This window comes from Salmonella sp. NW884 (genome assembly GCF_051700745.1).
In the GTDB taxonomy this organism is placed as follows: domain Bacteria; phylum Pseudomonadota; class Gammaproteobacteria; order Enterobacterales; family Enterobacteriaceae; genus Salmonella; species Salmonella enterica.
The window spans coordinates 578,663-593,901 of the sequence record NZ_JAMMDE010000002.1; the positions used below are offsets into that span (position 1 = coordinate 578,663).

A 15,239-nucleotide genomic window follows, 5' to 3' on the forward strand; every position below is an offset into this window, starting at 1 on the left:
CATCCGTAGCTCAGCTGGATAGAGTACTCGGCTACGAACCGAGCGGTCGGAGGTTCGAATCCTCCCGGATGCACCATATTCTCCGTACTTTCAGCGATGAAGATGCAGATAAGATAGTTATAATCACCGCTGGCACCAGGAAGGATAACGTTGCGTCAGCAACGGCCCATAAGGTGAATAATCCTCCCGGATACGTCACTGCCCTGCAATCGCTTTTCCCCTTATCCTGAATATACCTCTTCATCTCTATTAGCGACAAAATCAACCAATTGCGATAAAGTACTGTCTGGTTATTCGGTTTGCGAGAACACGATGTACGCACGTTATGCTGGTTTGATTTTTGATATGGACGGTACTCTCCTGGATACCGAACCCACGCATCGCAAAGCGTGGCGTGAGGTTTTGGGGCGCTATGGTCTTCGTTTTGATGAACAGGCAATGGTCGCACTTAACGGTTCGCCAACCTGGCTTATCGCCCAGTCAATCATTGAGCTTAACCATGCCGATCTTGATCCCCTGTCACTGGCGCGTGAGAAAACCGACGCGGTAAAAAGCATCCTGCTGGACTGCGTAGAACCGCTGCCGCTGGTTGAGGTGGTCAAAGCGTGGCATGGGCGGCGTCCCATGTCGGTCGGTACCGGTAGCGAAAGCGCTATCGCGGAAGCCCTGTTAGCGCATCTGGGGCTGCGTCGTTATTTTGATGCGGTTGTGGCGGCAGATCACGTACAGCATCACAAACCCGCGCCTGACACCTTCCTACTGTGCGCCCAGCGGATGGGCGTCATGCCGACGCAGTGCGTGGTATTTGAAGATGCCGATTTTGGTTTACAGGCGGCGCGGGCGGCGGGAATGGATGCCGTGGATGTCCGACTATTGTGAGTGACGGACTGTCGCTCCTGTCTCTGTTTGCCAGTAGTTTTCTCAGCGCGACGCTGTTACCCGGTAATTCTGAGGTGGTTTTGGTTGCTATGCTGGTCTCCGGCGTCAGCCATCCCTGGGTCTTAGTCTTAACAGCAACAATGGGTAATAGCCTTGGAGGGGTAACTAACGTTATTCTTGGGCGTTTCTTTCCGCTGCGCAAAACGTCGCGCTGGCAGGAAAAAGCGACTGGCTGGCTAAAGCGTTATGGCGCAGCCACACTATTATTAAGCTGGATGCCGGTCATCGGTGATTTGTTGTGCCTGTTAGCGGGATGGATGCGCATCCCGTGGGGGCGGACGATCTTTTTTTTGTGTCTTGGTAAGGCGCTGCGCTATGTTGCGCTCGCAGCGGCGACGGTTCAGGGCATGATGTGGTGGTAATAATTGTAGGTTTGGCATGTATGGCCGCCATTACAGTTATGCTTATTAAAACGATTTGGACAGGCGGGAGGTCAATTTGATCCCGGACGTATCACAGGCTCTGGCCTGGCTGGAAAAACATCCTCAGGCGTTAAAGGGGATACAGCGCGGGTTAGAGCGCGAAACGCTGCGTGTCAATGCTGATGGCACGCTGGCGACAACAGGTCATCCTGAAGCGTTAGGTTCAGCGCTGACCCATAAATGGATTACCACGGATTTTGCGGAAGCCCTACTGGAGTTTATTACGCCAGTCGATGGCGATATCCAGCATATGCTCACCTTTATGCGCGATCTCCATCGGTATACGGCCAGGAAACTGGGCGATGAGCGGATGTGGCCATTAAGTATGCCCTGCTATATTGCGGAAGGGCAGGACATAGAGCTGGCGCAGTACGGCACATCAAATACCGGGCGCTTTAAGACGCTCTATCGCGAAGGGCTGAAAAATCGTTATGGCGCTTTGATGCAAACCATCTCCGGCGTACATTACAATTTTTCATTACCGATGGCGTTCTGGCAGGCGAAATGCGGCGTTACGGAAGGCGAAGCGGCAAAAGAAAAAATTTCTGCCGGCTATTTTCGTCTGATTCGCAACTATTACCGTTTTGGCTGGGTCATCCCCTATCTGTTTGGCGCGTCTCCGGCCATTTGTTCCTCTTTCCTGCAAGGAAAGCCAACCACATTACCGTTTGAAAAAACGGACTGCGGCATGTACTACCTGCCATATGCGACGTCGCTGCGTTTGAGTGATTTGGGCTATACCAATAAGTCGCAAAGCAATCTCGGAATTACGTTTAACGATTTGCATGAATACGTTGCAGGTCTGAAGCGCGCGATTAAAACCCCTTCCGAGGAGTACGCACGGATTGGTGTGGAAAAAGACGGTAAGCGGCTACAGATTAACAGCAACGTTCTGCAAATTGAAAATGAGCTGTACGCGCCCATTCGTCCCAAGCGCGTGACGCGCAGCGGCGAATCGCCTTCTGACGCGCTTCTGCGTGGTGGTATTGAGTATATTGAAGTTCGTTCTCTCGATATTAATCCGTTCTCACCGATCGGCGTAGACGAGCAACAGGTGCGCTTCCTCGATCTGTTTATGGTCTGGTGCGTATTGGCCGATGCGCCGGAAATGAGTAGCGATGAGCTGTTATGTACGCGTACTAACTGGAATCGCGTTATTCTGGAAGGGCGTAAGCCGGGCCTTACCCTGGGGATTGGCTGTGAAACCGCGCAGTTCCCGCTGCCTAAAGTAGGGAAAGATCTCTTCCGCGATCTGAAACGCGTGGCGCAAACGCTGGACAGTATCCACGGGGGAGAGGAGTATCAAAAGGTATGTGACGAGTTGGTCGCCTGCTTTGATAATCCTGAACTGACATTCTCTGCCCGAATCTTACGGTCTATGATTGATGAAGGCATTGGCGGCACCGGGAAAGCGTTCGGTGAGGCTTACCGTAATCTGTTACGCGAAGAGCCGCTGGAGATTTTACAGGAAGAAGAGTTTATTGCTGAACGTGACGCTTCAGTACGTCGTCAGCAGGAGATTGAGGCGGCGGATACCGAGCCGTTTGCCGCGTGGCTTGCAAAACACGCCTGACCCAAAAGAAAAAGGCCACTCACTGAGTGGCCAAAATTTCATCGCTGAAAACAGGGATGATGATAACAAATGCGCGTCTTTCATATACTCAGACTCGCCCCGGAACAAAGAGTTCAGTTTATTTTTAAAAAATTATCGGAGGTGACTAAATGCCATTATTAGATAGCTTCGCAGTCGATCATACCCGGATGCAAGCGCCGGCGGTCCGGGTTGCAAAAACGATGAACACCCCGCATGGCGACGCAATAACCGTGTTTGATCTGCGTTTTTGCATTCCGAACAAAGAAGTGATGCCGGAAAAAGGGATTCATACGCTTGAGCATCTGTTTGCTGGCTTTATGCGCGACCACCTCAACGGTAACGGCGTTGAGATTATCGATATCTCGCCAATGGGCTGCCGCACCGGCTTTTACATGAGCCTGATTGGCACGCCGGACGAGCAGCGTGTTGCCGACGCCTGGAAAGCGGCGATGGCGGATGTGCTGAAAGTGCAGGATCAAAACCAGATCCCGGAGCTGAACGTTTACCAGTGCGGTACGTATCAGATGCACTCGCTCAGTGAAGCGCAGGACATTGCCCGTCATATTCTGGAGTGTGATGTGCGCGTGAACAGCAATAAAGAGCTGGCGCTGCCGAAAGAAAAACTGCAGGAACTGCATATTTAGTCTTATTGGTAAGCGTTTCCAGTATTTAAATTAACCCCGGTTTATGGCCGGGGTTTTTTATTGCTTAATATAATTTGCGTTTATTATATTTGCGGCGAGAATATATTTTAAATTAAGTAATGCCTGGCCTGTTAAATAATAAAATGTGATCTGGTAAACAGAAAAGGCGGATAACTCACGATGCCAGAGTGTATTGATCACATAAACTAAAAATCATAAATAATTAATAGAAAAACATAATGGAATGCGCCAGATATCCAGGTAATAACAAGACTCTACTAATAGCCGGTCGATGGGGTTTTTAGCAAATCTTATCTGGTATACATCAAACTTAAGGGATAAAAAATGAAGGCTAAATATTTGGCGCTGATGATCGGTGCTTGCTTTTCTCATAACCTTTGGGCAGCGAATAATATCACTATTGAGCAGCGTCTGGCTGAACTGGAGCAACGTGTTGTTAATGCTGAAAAACGGGCATCCGATGCCGAGGCGCAAATTCGCTCGTTGAAACAGCAGCAGGTCGCCGCTACGCCGACGGTGAATGTCCAGTCTGCCGAGCCCATTGCAGCAGGTAAAACACCGCCGAAGCTGACCTTATCCGGATTCAGCGATATTAAGTTCTATGGCGATGTCGAATTTAATATGGATGCGGCAAGCCGTTCCGGTAGTCTGACATCGACGAGAACGTCAGCGAATAAAGATTGGGCACCGGGAACCAATGAACGCTGGGATATTAACGGACGCCTGTTGCTGGGCTTTGATGGCTACCAGCGGCTGGACAACGGTAATTTTGCCGGATTCTCTGTACAGCCTCTGGCGGACCTGACCGGAAAAATGAACCTTGATGATGCCGTTTTCTTCTTTGGTCGTGAGAATGACTGGAAAATTAAGGTTGGTCGTTTTGAAGCCTACGATATGTTCCCACTGAATCAGGATACGTTTATTGAATATTCGGGGAATACAGCGAACGATCTTTACAGTGACGGTTACGGCTATATCTATATGATGAAAGAAGGACGGGGACGTAGCGACAGTGGGGGTAACTTCCTGCTGAGTAAAACCATCGACAACTGGTATTTCGAAGTTAACACATTGCTGGAAAATGGCAGTACGTTATATACCGAGAAGCAGTACCACGGAATGGATTTAAGCAACGATAAAAACGTGGCTTACGTCCGTCCGGTTATCGCCTGGCAAAACGGGCGTTTTTCAACGGCGATAGCGATGGAAAGTAACGTCGTTAACAACGCCTATGGCTATTATGAGAATGGGAAGTGGATCGATCAGTCAGATCGTACGGGCTATGGTTTTACCATGACCTGGAATGGTCAAAAAACTGACCCGGAAGATGGCGCGGTGATTAACCTGAATACCGCTTATATGGATGCGACCGATGAGACAGATTTTACCGCTGGGGTGAATGCGCTGTGGCATCGATTTGAACTGGGTTATATCTATGCGCATAACAAAATCGAAGCCTTCAATGCTACCAATATCGATGCCGTTTGTGAGGACGATTGCTGGATCACCGATCCCGGCAATTATGATATTCACACCATTCATGCCTCATATTTATTCCCCAACGTGATGGATATGAAAAACTTTAACATCTACCTCGGCGCCTATGCTTCATGGGTAGAGGCCAATCCGAATAATGGCGATAACAGTGAAGATGCGCGTTACGGCGGGCGTCTGAGATTCAAATATTTCTTCTGATTGTTGGTCTACTAAAAAAGGGATCCGCAGATCCCTTTTATCAGATAGTTAGTGCGCGCCGCCACCGCCGCCGCCCGCACCGAAGGGCGGTTTGGCGAACCACACCAGGCCGAGCAGCACCAGGAAGATCCCCGCCGACATCCAGAAGATTTCGTTGGCGGAAATAATCAGCCCCTGATTCGTGATTTGCTGGGCTATCCAGCCTGACGCCTGTTGGTGCGTCATCCCTAAGCCTTCCAGTTTATCGTACATAGCCTGAGCGTTTGGATTATACGCCGTAATCGACTCGGTGAGCTGCGCATGGTGTAGCGACTCACGATCGGTCCACATAGTGGTGGTAATCGAGGTGCCGATGGAGCCCGCCAGCGTTCGCGTGAAGTTCGACAGGCTTGATGCCGCCGCCAGCCGTTCTGGCGGTAACCCGGAGAGCGTAATGGTGGTCAGCGGCATAAAGAAGCAGGCGACGGCAAATCCCTGAATAAACTGCGGCCATGCGGAAGCGCCGAAATCCATACCCGGTTCGAACGTCCAGGCGCGCCAGTAAAAACAGACGGCGTACATAATGAAGCTGAACGTGACCAGCCTGCGCATATCCAGTTTATGCGCGAAGCGTCCGATAATCGGCGACAAAATTACCGGAATAATGCCGACTGGCGCCGACGCCAGACCTGCCCACGTTGCGGTATAGCCGTACACCTCTTGCAAAAGCTGCGGCAGTAGAACAATGGCGCCGAAATAGAGCATATAGGCAAGGCTGATGCACAAGCAGCCAATAGTGAAGTTACGCGATTTAAAAAGAGAAAGATCGACGATAGGGTGATCGTCGGTCAGTTCCCAGACGATCAGGAAACTGATGGCGATGACGGCGACCACGGTCAGGATGATAATTTCCTGCGAGGAGAACCAGTCCAGCTCTTTACCGCGATCGAGCATAATTTGCAGGCTGCCGATGCCAATCACCAGTAACGCCAGCCCGACGGCGTCAATACGTCGCCGTTCGGTATGCGTTTCACGTCCGCGCAGCGTGTGTAACGTCATCAGGACGACGGCGATGCCAATCGGCACGTTGATGAAGAAAATCCATCCCCAGTGGTAATTATCACTGATGTAGCCCCCCAGAATCGGGCCGCAAATCGGCGCGACAATGACGGTCATTGACCAGAGCGCCAGCGCAATGGAGCGCTTTGCAGGCGGATAGTTATTCAGCAACAGGCTTTGCGAGAGCGGAATCAGCGGCCCGGCGACCACGCCCTGCACCACGCGGAAGAAGATCAGCATATTCAGGCTGCTGGATACGCCACAGGCCCAGGAGGCCGCGGCAAAGGCGACCGTCGACCACATGAACAGTTTGACTTCGCCAAAACGTTTCGCCAGCCAGCCGGTTAAGGGAATCGAGATAGCGTTCGCCACCCCGAAAGAGGTGATAACCCATGTCCCCTGGCTTAGGGAAGAACCCAGGTTCCCGGCGATGGTCGGAATCGCCACGTTGGCAATGGTGGAGTCCAGCACCTGCATGAATGTCGCCAGCGACAGCGCGATCGTCATGATGACGAGCTGCGCGCCCTCCAGCGGTTTTTGCTGTTGCATCACACGCACCTCAGGATTAACCCGCGTTAGCCTGTACGATGTCGTCGATCAGTTTATTGACCGGCGCGAGATTAATTTCGCGTGCGTTACTTTCGGCAACCGGCGTCGTTCGTACCTGGCTGGCCAGTACCTGACCATCGCGATTAGCGGTATCCACGGTGACCAGCGTCGATAAACCAATGCGCAGCGGATGTTGTTCTAACTGGCGGGCGTCCAGTTCGACGCGTACCGGCAGACGTTGAACCACTTTAATCCAGTTACCCGTCGCATTTTGCGCTGGCAGCAGGGAGAAGGCGCTGCCTGTCCCCATATCCAGACCGACGACTTTACCGGTGTATTTTACGTCGTCGCCATAAATGTCAGTAATAATCGTCACTGGCTGCCCAATGCGCATATTCGCTAATTGGGTCTCTTTAAAGTTAGCGTCCACCCACAGATCGGTTGCAGGCACGACGGCCATCAGCGGCGTGGTGGGGCTGATCTGCGCGCCAGGCTGGACGGCGCGGCGGGAGACATAACCGGTCATTGGACTGACGATGCGAGTACGCTCCAGCGCCAGCCAGGCGTTACGCACTTCGGTCGCCGCTTGTTGAACCGCAGGCTGATCTTCCAGATTACTGTTGAGTATCATTGCCTGGTTGGCATTGTACTGTTGAATGGCGACATCCAGCTGTGCCTGCGCGCTGGCGACGGCATCGCGGGCGTGTTGCAGCTCTTCCCGGCCAATAAGATTGGCATTACCCAGCGGCACACGACGGTTAAGGTCGCTCTGCGCTTGCGCCAGGGCGGTTTTTTGCACGTCGATATTCGCCTGCAACTGCTTACTGTTAATCATCAACTGGTGCGTTTGGCGCACGCTGGAGGCCAGCGCCGTTTTGGCTCTTTCAAACGCTTGTTTGGCGTCAGTCTGATCGAGCGTGACCAGAACATCGCCCTCTTTTACAAAGTCGGTGTTATCAGCCCAGACTTTCGTCACGCTGCCTGACACCTGCGCCATGATTTGAACCTGGTTCCCTGCCACGTAAGCATCATCTGTCTCTTCAATATGACGCAATACTAAAAACCAATAAATTCCATATGCCACGGCAATAATAACAAAGAGCAAGGTAAGAAGTAGCAGCGCTGTTTTGCGTTTGCCTTTCTTCTTAGCCGGTTGCTGCGGGGGTTGGATCTCCGCATTTGCGCTCATGTTGTTCTCCACGATCTTATTATTCACATCGGCTGAGCCGACCTGTTGTCAGAAAGGCCAGCAGTAATGCGTGCCGGCCTGTCCGCTTTCCTGTTATTAATCTGGATTTTTGAGCGGGTCGGCGCTTTAGCGCAGCGCCTCAAGAACAGTGCCTTCCTGCTCCATTTGATCAAGACGCGTCAGGAGTTTACGAGTGATGTGCTCAAGTTGATCTTTTTCGGCTGTGCTAAGTGATGACCAGAGTTGATGCAGACAATGATGCTGAGGCGGAAGCACTTCTTGCAAAAATGCCTGGCCTTTCTCCGTTAATTGCAGATGCAGGCAACGGCGGTCGTTATCGCTCTCACGACGCTCAATCCAGCCGCGTTTTTCCAGCTCATCTGCAATGCGTGTCGCATTGGTGCGAGATGAACCCAGCGCGCAGCTTAATTCAGACGGCTGAATACTGTGGTTTTCCTGAGACTCCAGCGTAATCAACGCCATAAACAACGTCTCGTTAATCCCTTGAGCCTTCAGCATTTTATTGCGGTTTTCCAGGAGCTTGCCTTGCATGTGCATACAAAGACGAGTCAAAAGAATTTCCTGGTAAGGAAAGTCTTCGTGACGGCTGGCGCGAAATTTTAGCATTTGTTCAATGGGCGTAAACGAACTATCCATTTGGGCATGACCTCATTAATTTCAGCCGATATAGTAACGACAGTGACAAATAAAGTAAATGTATTATTAATACAAAATCATTCTTTCAGGCTATAAAGCAACCAATGATACGCAGACTGAGACGCCAGCGGGAACATTGGGCCCGGTAAAGCGCCGCCTGCGGCAAATCCAGGAATGACGAGAAAAGCGTGAGTGCCTGCATGAAAAAATCAGGAGAGAACGATAAGCGGGAGGGGCGAAAGCCGGGTAAACGGCCTTACAACCCGATGCAAAAGCCACCGGAATATCACGGATAGCTATCGGTGAACGACCTTCGAATCCTTGAACGGGCGCTATTGGCCTGGGAGCAGATGGGGATGCAGGGCTTTCCATAGAATTATATTATTCTTCACCGGTATAAAAATAACCATGATAAATGAATAGCATAACCTTAACAGACTGGGGAGCTCCTTAACACCCTAAGGAGCTTAAACAAAGGTAAACGCTCACTATCCGCTTAATTTACGGCTTCCTGTCGGTGAAAACCTCGCCACCAGACCAGTAAATTAAGTAAGGCTACCGTGACACCCGCCAGACAAACGCCGGCCCAGCCGGCATGTTGCCAGGCGGAGGCGGAAATCAGCGACCCCGCGGCGCCACCGATAAAGTAGCTGGTCATATAGCCGGCGGTGAGCCGGTTACGCGCATCCGGATGCAAACGATAGATGACCGTCTGATTGGTGATATGTACCCCCTGAACGGTGAGGTCCAGTACCAGAATGCCAATAATCAGCGCCAGTACCGAGGTGTGCCCAAGCCAGATCGCCAGCCAGGAGAGTAACAGCAGCAGTAAGCCGAACGTGGTGGTGAGGTGAGATTTACCTTTATCGGCAAATCCGCCAGCCGGACGCGCGCCTAAAGCGCCGGCGGCCCCCGCCAGGCCAAACAGGCCAATCATCCCCTCGGAATAGCTAAACGGCGGCGCGGCGAGCAAAAAGGCCATTGACGTCCAGAGGATGCTGAAATTAGCAAAGGTCAGACAGCCCAGCAGCGCGCGGGTACGCAGCAGCTTATCGTGAATAAACAGGCTGAATACAGAACCCAACAGCTGCGGGTAGTTAAGATGGGTGTCGGATTTGAGCTTTGGCAGTCCGCGCCACAACGCGACGGCCATCAGCGCCATCAGCGCCGACGCTACCCAAAATACGGTGCGCCAACCGCCGAGGTTTGCCAGCAGTCCGGCGACCGTTCGCGCCAGCAGAATCCCCAGCAACAGGCCGCTCATAATGGTGCCGACCACTTTACCGCGGGTGGCGGGCGTCGCAAGCGTGGCGGCCAGCGGAACCAGAATCTGCGCCACCACGGAGAACAGTCCGGTTAAGGCCGTTCCGAGTATCATCATGCTAAGCGACTGACTGCTGGCGGTGATCAGCATTCCGCCAGCCGCCAGCAACGTCATGGAGACAATCAGCGTTCGGCGTTCAAACATGTCGCCGAGCGGCACCAGAAACAACAGGCCAGCGGCATAGCCCAACTGCGCGGCGGTAACGATAAACCCTGCGGAGCTGGCGGAAAGCGAAAAGTGATGCGCGATGGTATCAAGCAGCGGCTGGGCATAGTAGTTGCTGGCGACCGCCAGACCCGTGGCCACAGACATTAAAACGATCAGCGCCGGGCTAAGCTCATGAGTGGGTTTCGTCATTATGGTAATCGTGATTCAGATAATTATTTCCTGGGAAAACAATCATAGCGGATGTTGATGAATAAAGGGGAACGGTGACGTGATGAATCGTGCGCTTTGAGGAGAGATTGCGTTGGCCGGATAGCGGCGCATGAACTGCGCCTTATCCGGCATAAAAAACGATCTTATTTCTGCGCGGCCAGCGCTTCTTTCACCCAGCCGTCAAACTGCTGCTGGTGGGCGTTGATCCAGCCGTCCACATGGCCCTGAACATCGGCTTCAGACGATTTACCGGCATGCATCATGGCGTTCTGCGCGTTGATATCCGCCAGCGGCAGCTTCATGATGGCGAACAGTTTCGCCGCCGCCGGGTTTTTCTCCGCCCATGCCTTATTGGCGACAATATGCATGGTATTAACCGGGAACCCATAGTTCGCGCCGTTCGGCAGTTTAGTATCAATATTTTTCTGTTCGCCCGGCAGGGAGGAGAACGGCACCTGTAGCCAGACGACATCTTTACCCGGCTTCATTACGTCGCTCACCCAGTACGGGGTCCAGGTGTAATACAGCACCGGCTTGCCTTCTTTAAAACGGGTAATGGTATCAGCCATCATCGCCGCATAGTTACCGTGGCTGACCTCAACGGTTTTTTGCAGATCAAACGCTTTATTCTGGTGATTGATCACGGCTTCGCAGCCCCAGCCCGGCGAGCAGCCCATCATGTCCGCTTTGCCGTCGCCATTGGTATCGAAGATTTTGGCGATTTTCGGATCTTTTAGCTGAGCGATATTGGTGATGTTGTACTGCTCGGCGGTTTTTTTATCGATCAGATAGCCCTGCGCAGCGCCGGAGACGAAGACACCCTCGCGGTAAAACTTTTTGTCTCCGCCTGCTGCGGCATACATATCATCATGCAGCGGCTGCCAGTTCACGGCGGTAAACGTCGCATCGCCAGAGGCGATGGAGGTATAGCCTACGTTGTAATCGACTTCACTCGGCTTATTTACGGTATAACCCAACTTTTCCAGCGCCCGGCTGACCAGTAACGTCTGGAAGGACTCTTCAGAAATCGTGCTTTGGATTGGTTGGACGGTAATGCCTTTGCCAGGCAGGTCGGCAGCGAAAGCGCTGGCGGTGACAAGGGTGGCAAACGCTGAGGCAAATATCACAGTATGTCGCATCGTTGTTCCTTTAATTATGGTAGGGAGTTGTAAGCCCGGTAAGCGCAATGTCACCGGGCGTCAGGAGAGTTACTTAACGAAAGGGCGGGTGATTAGCCCAACAGGACCGGTGGTATACCAGCGACGGTTACCGCGGCTACGCGAGTCGCGCCCGACGGCCTGCGTCAGACGGTCCAGAATGATGGCGAGAATCACAATGCCGACGCCGCCCACGGTTGCCAGCCCCATATCAAGACGACCAATGCCGCGTAATACCATCTGGCCAAGCCCGCCGACCGCAATCATCGAGGCGATGACGACCATTGAGAGAGCCAGCATCAGCGTCTGATTAACGCCTGCCATAATGGTGGGCATCGCCAGCGGTAGTTGCACTTTGAACAACATTTGGCGCGGGCTGGCGCCGAACGAGCGCGACGCTTCAATTAAGTCGGCAGGCACCTGGTTAATGCCCAGGATCGTCAGGCGTATAATCGGCGGTAGAGCAAAAATAATCGTCACCACCACGCCCGGCACGTTACCGATGCCGAATAACATGACAATCGGCACCAGATAGACAAACGCGGGCGTGGTCTGCATCGCATCCAGCAGCGGACGAACTATTTTGGCTGCGCGCGGGCTGCGCGCCAGCCAGATTCCCATCGGTAATCCGATCACGACGCAGAACAACAGGGCGGTCAACACCAGCGCCAGGGTAATCATCGCCTGCGACCAGGCACCGATCGCGCCGATCGCGATCAGCGATATCAGCGTTGCGATCCCCATGCCCACGCCGGAAACCTGCCAGGCAATCAGCGCAAAGAGAATAATCGCCACAGGGGCGGGCATTCCCAGCAGCAGTTGCTGAAAGCCGTTAAGAATGTAATCCACCGGCACACGAATCCCCTGAAAAAGGGGACGGAAATGGGTGACGACCCAGTCGATTCCCTCTGTGACCCAGCTATCCAGCGGGATCAGCGTCTTATGGAACGGGTCCAGAAGAGAAAAGTGTTCAGGGGCTGGCGCGGGCGCGCTGTTCAACCAGTCGGTACTGCCGCCGTCCGTGGCTACGCCTGCCGGTGTTCCCCAGGCATCAGCCGTTTGCGTCGTAGTATCGGCCACCTGTGCGGTATCCCACGGATTCGTTTGATCAGCCATTGTTACCCCCCTCGCGATCTAAAGCCTGTAGCAACATACGTTTTGAAATAATGCCAACATACTGGTGTTCTTCATCGACAACCGGCACCGCGCAGGGCGCCTGGCCGACGTGAGAGAGCAACTCGCTGAGTGGGGTTTGCGCATCAACGACTAAAGGGTCGTCGATAAGCGCCGCTTCAATCCCTTGCGCCTGGCTTAATGCCGCTTTTAATGAGTCGATGGACACGACGCCCACGAATTTATTGCCACGCTCAATGACGTAACCATATTCACGGTCTTCATCCTGTAATAATTTCAGTGCCGAACGGGGACCAAAACCTGGCGTTTTACGAATTAATCCGACCGGACTGCGACGGGCAATATCTTTGGCGCTAAAGACCTGACTAATATCCACGCCACGGAAGAACGTGCGGACATAATCATTTGCCGGATTATTCAGGATCTCATCCGGCGTACCAACCTGTACGACCTCGCCATTTTGCATAATGGCAATCCTGTCGCCAATACGCATAGCCTCATCAAGATCGTGGGAAATAAAGACAATGGTGCGCTGATGTTTCGCCTGTAATTTCACCAGCTCATCCTGCATTTCGGTACGAATTAATGGATCGAGGGCGGAAAACGCTTCATCCATTAATAAGATATCAGGGTTGATTGCCAGCGCGCGGGCAAGCCCAACACGCTGACGCATCCCACCGGAAAGTTCATCCGGGTAGGCGTGAGCGTAATTCTCAAGCCCCACCTGACGCAAGGCGTCCAGCGCTTTTTCGCGACGCTCTTGCGCCGCGATGCCCGCTAATTCCATACCAAATGCCGTATTATCCAGCACGGTCATATGCGGCATGAGCGCAAATGACTGGAAGACCATCGCAATCTTTTTCCTGCGCACCTCGCGAAGCTCAGCGTCTGATATTTTGGCAATATCAACACCGTCAATCAGTACCTGTCCGCGGGTGGGTTCAATCAGGCGATTGAGAAGGCGTACCATTGTGGATTTACCCGAGCCGGATAATCCCATGATGACAAATATCTCGCCTTCTTCAATGGCCAGACTGGCGTCTTTAACGCCAAGCGATAGCCCCGTTTTTTCCAGTATTTGCTCTTTCGATAGTCCCTTTTCAATATATTTGAAGGCACGCTGCGGATGCTCTCCAAATATTTTATACAGATTCTTCACTTCTAATTTAATTGCCATGCAATAGAATGATTCCTGTTATTTACTTATGTCGATATGTTACCTGATAGAAATAGTTACCTTTTTCTACCCTAACATACTCAGAATCTGAGACAACCCTGAATTTGCTTCTGGCATGAATATTGCGAGGTGCTATCGGCTGTGATTTCCCATGATATAAGGGCTGAACGCGAATGGAGAGGGAGAGATATTTTTTGGGACAACCAGCAAAAATCCACCTGAATTGGGGGAATCCAGGTGAATAATCTCACTCGTATTGAGTGTAGGACATGTTGTAATATTTGCGCGATTTAACCCGGTATTGCCTGAAATAAAGGCATGGGAAATGTAACGTTATTTCCCATGCCCGTAAGGTTAAAAATTCCAGTCTTCGTCTTCGGTTTCGACTGTTTTCCCCATCACATAAGATGAACCTGAGCCGGAAAAGAAATCATGGTTTTCGTCGGCATTCGGCGAGAGCGCGGCAAGGATTGCGGGATTCACGTCTGCCATCTCCGGCGGAAATAACGCCTCATAACCCAGGTTCATTAAGGCTTTATTGGCGTTGTAGCACAAGAAGGCTTTGACGTCGTTAACCCAGCCGGTTTCCGCATATAACGCTTCTGTGTAGCGGATTTCGTTGTCGTACAGTTCCATCAACAAATCCAGCGCGAAAAGCTTTAACTCTTCACGCTCGATTGCCGATAGTTTTTGTAGCGCTATCTGATACTTATAGCCAATATAATAACCGTGAACCGCTTCATCGCGAATGATTAAACGAATCAGGTCGGCAGTGTTCGTGAGCTTACCGCGGCTGGAGAAATACATCGGCAGCCAGAAGCCGGAATAGAACAGAAAAGACTCTAAAAAGACGCTGGCAATCTTTTTCTTTAGCGGTTCATCGCTGACGTAATGAGCCAAAATAATCTGCGCCTTACGCTGAAGCGGCGAGTTTTCTTCGCTCCAGGCGTAGGCGGCATCAACCTCTTTCGTCTGGCACAGCGTGGAAAAAATAGAACTGTAAGAGCGGGCGTGTACCGCTTCCATAAAGCTGATGTTCGACAGTACTGCCTCTTCATGCGGCGTGATGGCATCTGCCATTAACGACGGCGCGCCTGCGATGTTCTGGATAGTGTCAAGCAGCGTAAGACCCGTAAACACGCGAATGGTGAGCTGCTGTTCGGCGGCGCTCAGCGTCTGCCAGGCCGGAATATCATTCGATAACGGCACTTTTTCCGGCAGCCAGAAGTTACTGGTCAGCCGGTTCCACACCTCCAGATCTTTGTCGTCCTGGATCTTGTTCCAGTTGATGGCGCTAATACGAGATAATTTCATATGGCTT

Annotated in this window: 13 protein-coding genes; 5 read left to right on the top strand and 8 right to left on the bottom strand. The window is 52.1% G+C overall.

The features are described 5' to 3' along the window. Positions 1 to 312: 312 nt before the first annotated feature. From yqaB to NA197_RS07325, 5 genes are all read left to right on the top strand, one after another. Positions 313 to 879 (top strand): fructose-1-phosphate/6-phosphogluconate phosphatase, encoded by a 567-nt coding sequence (gene yqaB / locus NA197_RS07305; RefSeq protein WP_000271296.1) that lies wholly within the window; start codon positions 313 to 315, stop codon positions 877 to 879. After that, complete coding sequence (locus tag NA197_RS07310) at positions 876 to 1,301, top strand: YqaA family protein (protein ID WP_001279499.1); 426 nt, start codon at positions 876 to 878, stop codon at positions 1,299 to 1,301. Before yqaB ends, NA197_RS07310 begins: the two co-directional genes overlap by 4 nt. Before the next feature lie 76 nt (positions 1,302 to 1,377). After that, positions 1,378 to 2,934, top strand: coding sequence for a glutamate--cysteine ligase (gene gshA / locus NA197_RS07315; protein ID WP_000611821.1), 1,557 nt, complete (start codon positions 1,378 to 1,380; stop codon positions 2,932 to 2,934). A 149-nt stretch (positions 2,935 to 3,083) separates the two neighbouring features. Next, positions 3,084 to 3,599: an S-ribosylhomocysteine lyase gene (luxS, locus tag NA197_RS07320; protein WP_001130193.1), complete on the top strand. Its 516-nt coding sequence runs from the start codon at positions 3,084 to 3,086 to the stop codon at positions 3,597 to 3,599. Between the two features lie 345 nt (positions 3,600 to 3,944). Next, positions 3,945 to 5,315 carry a carbohydrate porin gene (locus NA197_RS07325; protein WP_000645142.1) on the top strand — a complete coding sequence of 457 codons (1,371 nt, stop codon included), beginning with the start codon at positions 3,945 to 3,947 and terminating at the stop codon, positions 5,313 to 5,315. Between the two features lie 48 nt (positions 5,316 to 5,363). Here the strand turns inward: NA197_RS07325 and emrB are convergent, their stop codons facing one another. The 8 genes from emrB to nrdF all read right to left on the bottom strand — a co-directional run bounded on the left by emrB (position 5,364) and on the right by nrdF (position 15,232). Then, positions 5,364 to 6,902 (bottom strand): multidrug efflux MFS transporter permease subunit EmrB, encoded by a 1,539-nt coding sequence (gene emrB / locus NA197_RS07330; protein ID WP_001187297.1) that lies wholly within the window; start codon positions 6,900 to 6,902, stop codon positions 5,364 to 5,366. 16 nt (positions 6,903 to 6,918) lie between these two features. Next, on the bottom strand, positions 6,919 to 8,091 hold the full coding sequence (emrA, locus tag NA197_RS07335; RefSeq protein ID WP_001275597.1) for a multidrug efflux MFS transporter periplasmic adaptor subunit EmrA: 1,173 nt from the start codon (positions 8,089 to 8,091) through the stop codon (positions 6,919 to 6,921). A 126-nt stretch (positions 8,092 to 8,217) separates the two neighbouring features. Then, positions 8,218 to 8,748 (bottom strand): transcriptional repressor MprA, encoded by a 531-nt coding sequence (gene mprA / locus NA197_RS07340; protein WP_000378431.1) that lies wholly within the window; start codon positions 8,746 to 8,748, stop codon positions 8,218 to 8,220. A 496-nt stretch (positions 8,749 to 9,244) separates the two neighbouring features. Further along, positions 9,245 to 10,429 (bottom strand): MFS transporter, encoded by a 1,185-nt coding sequence (locus tag NA197_RS07345; protein WP_000165758.1) that lies wholly within the window; start codon positions 10,427 to 10,429, stop codon positions 9,245 to 9,247. Positions 10,430 to 10,593: 164 nt separating this feature from the next. Further along, positions 10,594 to 11,589, bottom strand: a complete 996-nt coding sequence (gene proX, locus NA197_RS07350) for a glycine betaine/L-proline ABC transporter substrate-binding protein ProX (protein WP_001216613.1) — start codon at positions 11,587 to 11,589, stop codon at positions 10,594 to 10,596. A gap of 69 nt (positions 11,590 to 11,658) precedes the next feature. Next, positions 11,659 to 12,723, bottom strand: coding sequence for a glycine betaine/L-proline ABC transporter permease ProW (gene proW, locus NA197_RS07355; protein ID WP_000775021.1), 1,065 nt, complete (start codon positions 12,721 to 12,723; stop codon positions 11,659 to 11,661). Beyond that, positions 12,716 to 13,918, bottom strand: a complete 1,203-nt coding sequence (proV, locus tag NA197_RS07360) for a glycine betaine/L-proline ABC transporter ATP-binding protein ProV (protein WP_000985529.1) — start codon at positions 13,916 to 13,918, stop codon at positions 12,716 to 12,718. The genes proW and proV overlap by 8 nt, the downstream gene beginning before the upstream one ends. Before the next feature lie 354 nt (positions 13,919 to 14,272). Next, positions 14,273 to 15,232: a class 1b ribonucleoside-diphosphate reductase subunit beta gene (nrdF, locus tag NA197_RS07365; RefSeq protein WP_064043576.1), complete on the bottom strand. Its 960-nt coding sequence runs from the start codon at positions 15,230 to 15,232 to the stop codon at positions 14,273 to 14,275. Between the last annotated feature and the right edge of the window lie 7 nt (positions 15,233 to 15,239).

Excerpts from the sequence above, each read along its gene's own strand:
- luxS (WP_001130193.1), top strand. The coding sequence starts at position 3,084 with ATGCCATTATTAGATAGCTTCGCAGTCGATCATACCCGGATGCAAGCG.
- nrdF (WP_064043576.1), bottom strand. The coding sequence starts at position 15,232 with ATGAAATTATCTCGTATTAGCGCCATCAACTGGAACAAGATCCAGGAC.
- emrA (WP_001275597.1), bottom strand. The coding sequence starts at position 8,091 with ATGAGCGCAAATGCGGAGATCCAACCCCCGCAGCAACCGGCTAAGAAG.
- mprA (WP_000378431.1), bottom strand. The coding sequence starts at position 8,748 with ATGGATAGTTCGTTTACGCCCATTGAACAAATGCTAAAATTTCGCGCC.
- yqaB (WP_000271296.1), top strand. The coding sequence starts at position 313 with ATGTACGCACGTTATGCTGGTTTGATTTTTGATATGGACGGTACTCTC.
- proX (WP_001216613.1), bottom strand. The coding sequence starts at position 11,589 with ATGCGACATACTGTGATATTTGCCTCAGCGTTTGCCACCCTTGTCACC.
- NA197_RS07345 (WP_000165758.1), bottom strand. The coding sequence starts at position 10,429 with ATGACGAAACCCACTCATGAGCTTAGCCCGGCGCTGATCGTTTTAATG.
- emrB (WP_001187297.1), bottom strand. The coding sequence starts at position 6,902 with ATGCAACAGCAAAAACCGCTGGAGGGCGCGCAGCTCGTCATCATGACG.
- proV (WP_000985529.1), bottom strand. The coding sequence starts at position 13,918 with ATGGCAATTAAATTAGAAGTGAAGAATCTGTATAAAATATTTGGAGAG.
- proW (WP_000775021.1), bottom strand. The coding sequence starts at position 12,723 with ATGGCTGATCAAACGAATCCGTGGGATACCGCACAGGTGGCCGATACT.
- NA197_RS07325 (WP_000645142.1), top strand. The coding sequence starts at position 3,945 with ATGAAGGCTAAATATTTGGCGCTGATGATCGGTGCTTGCTTTTCTCAT.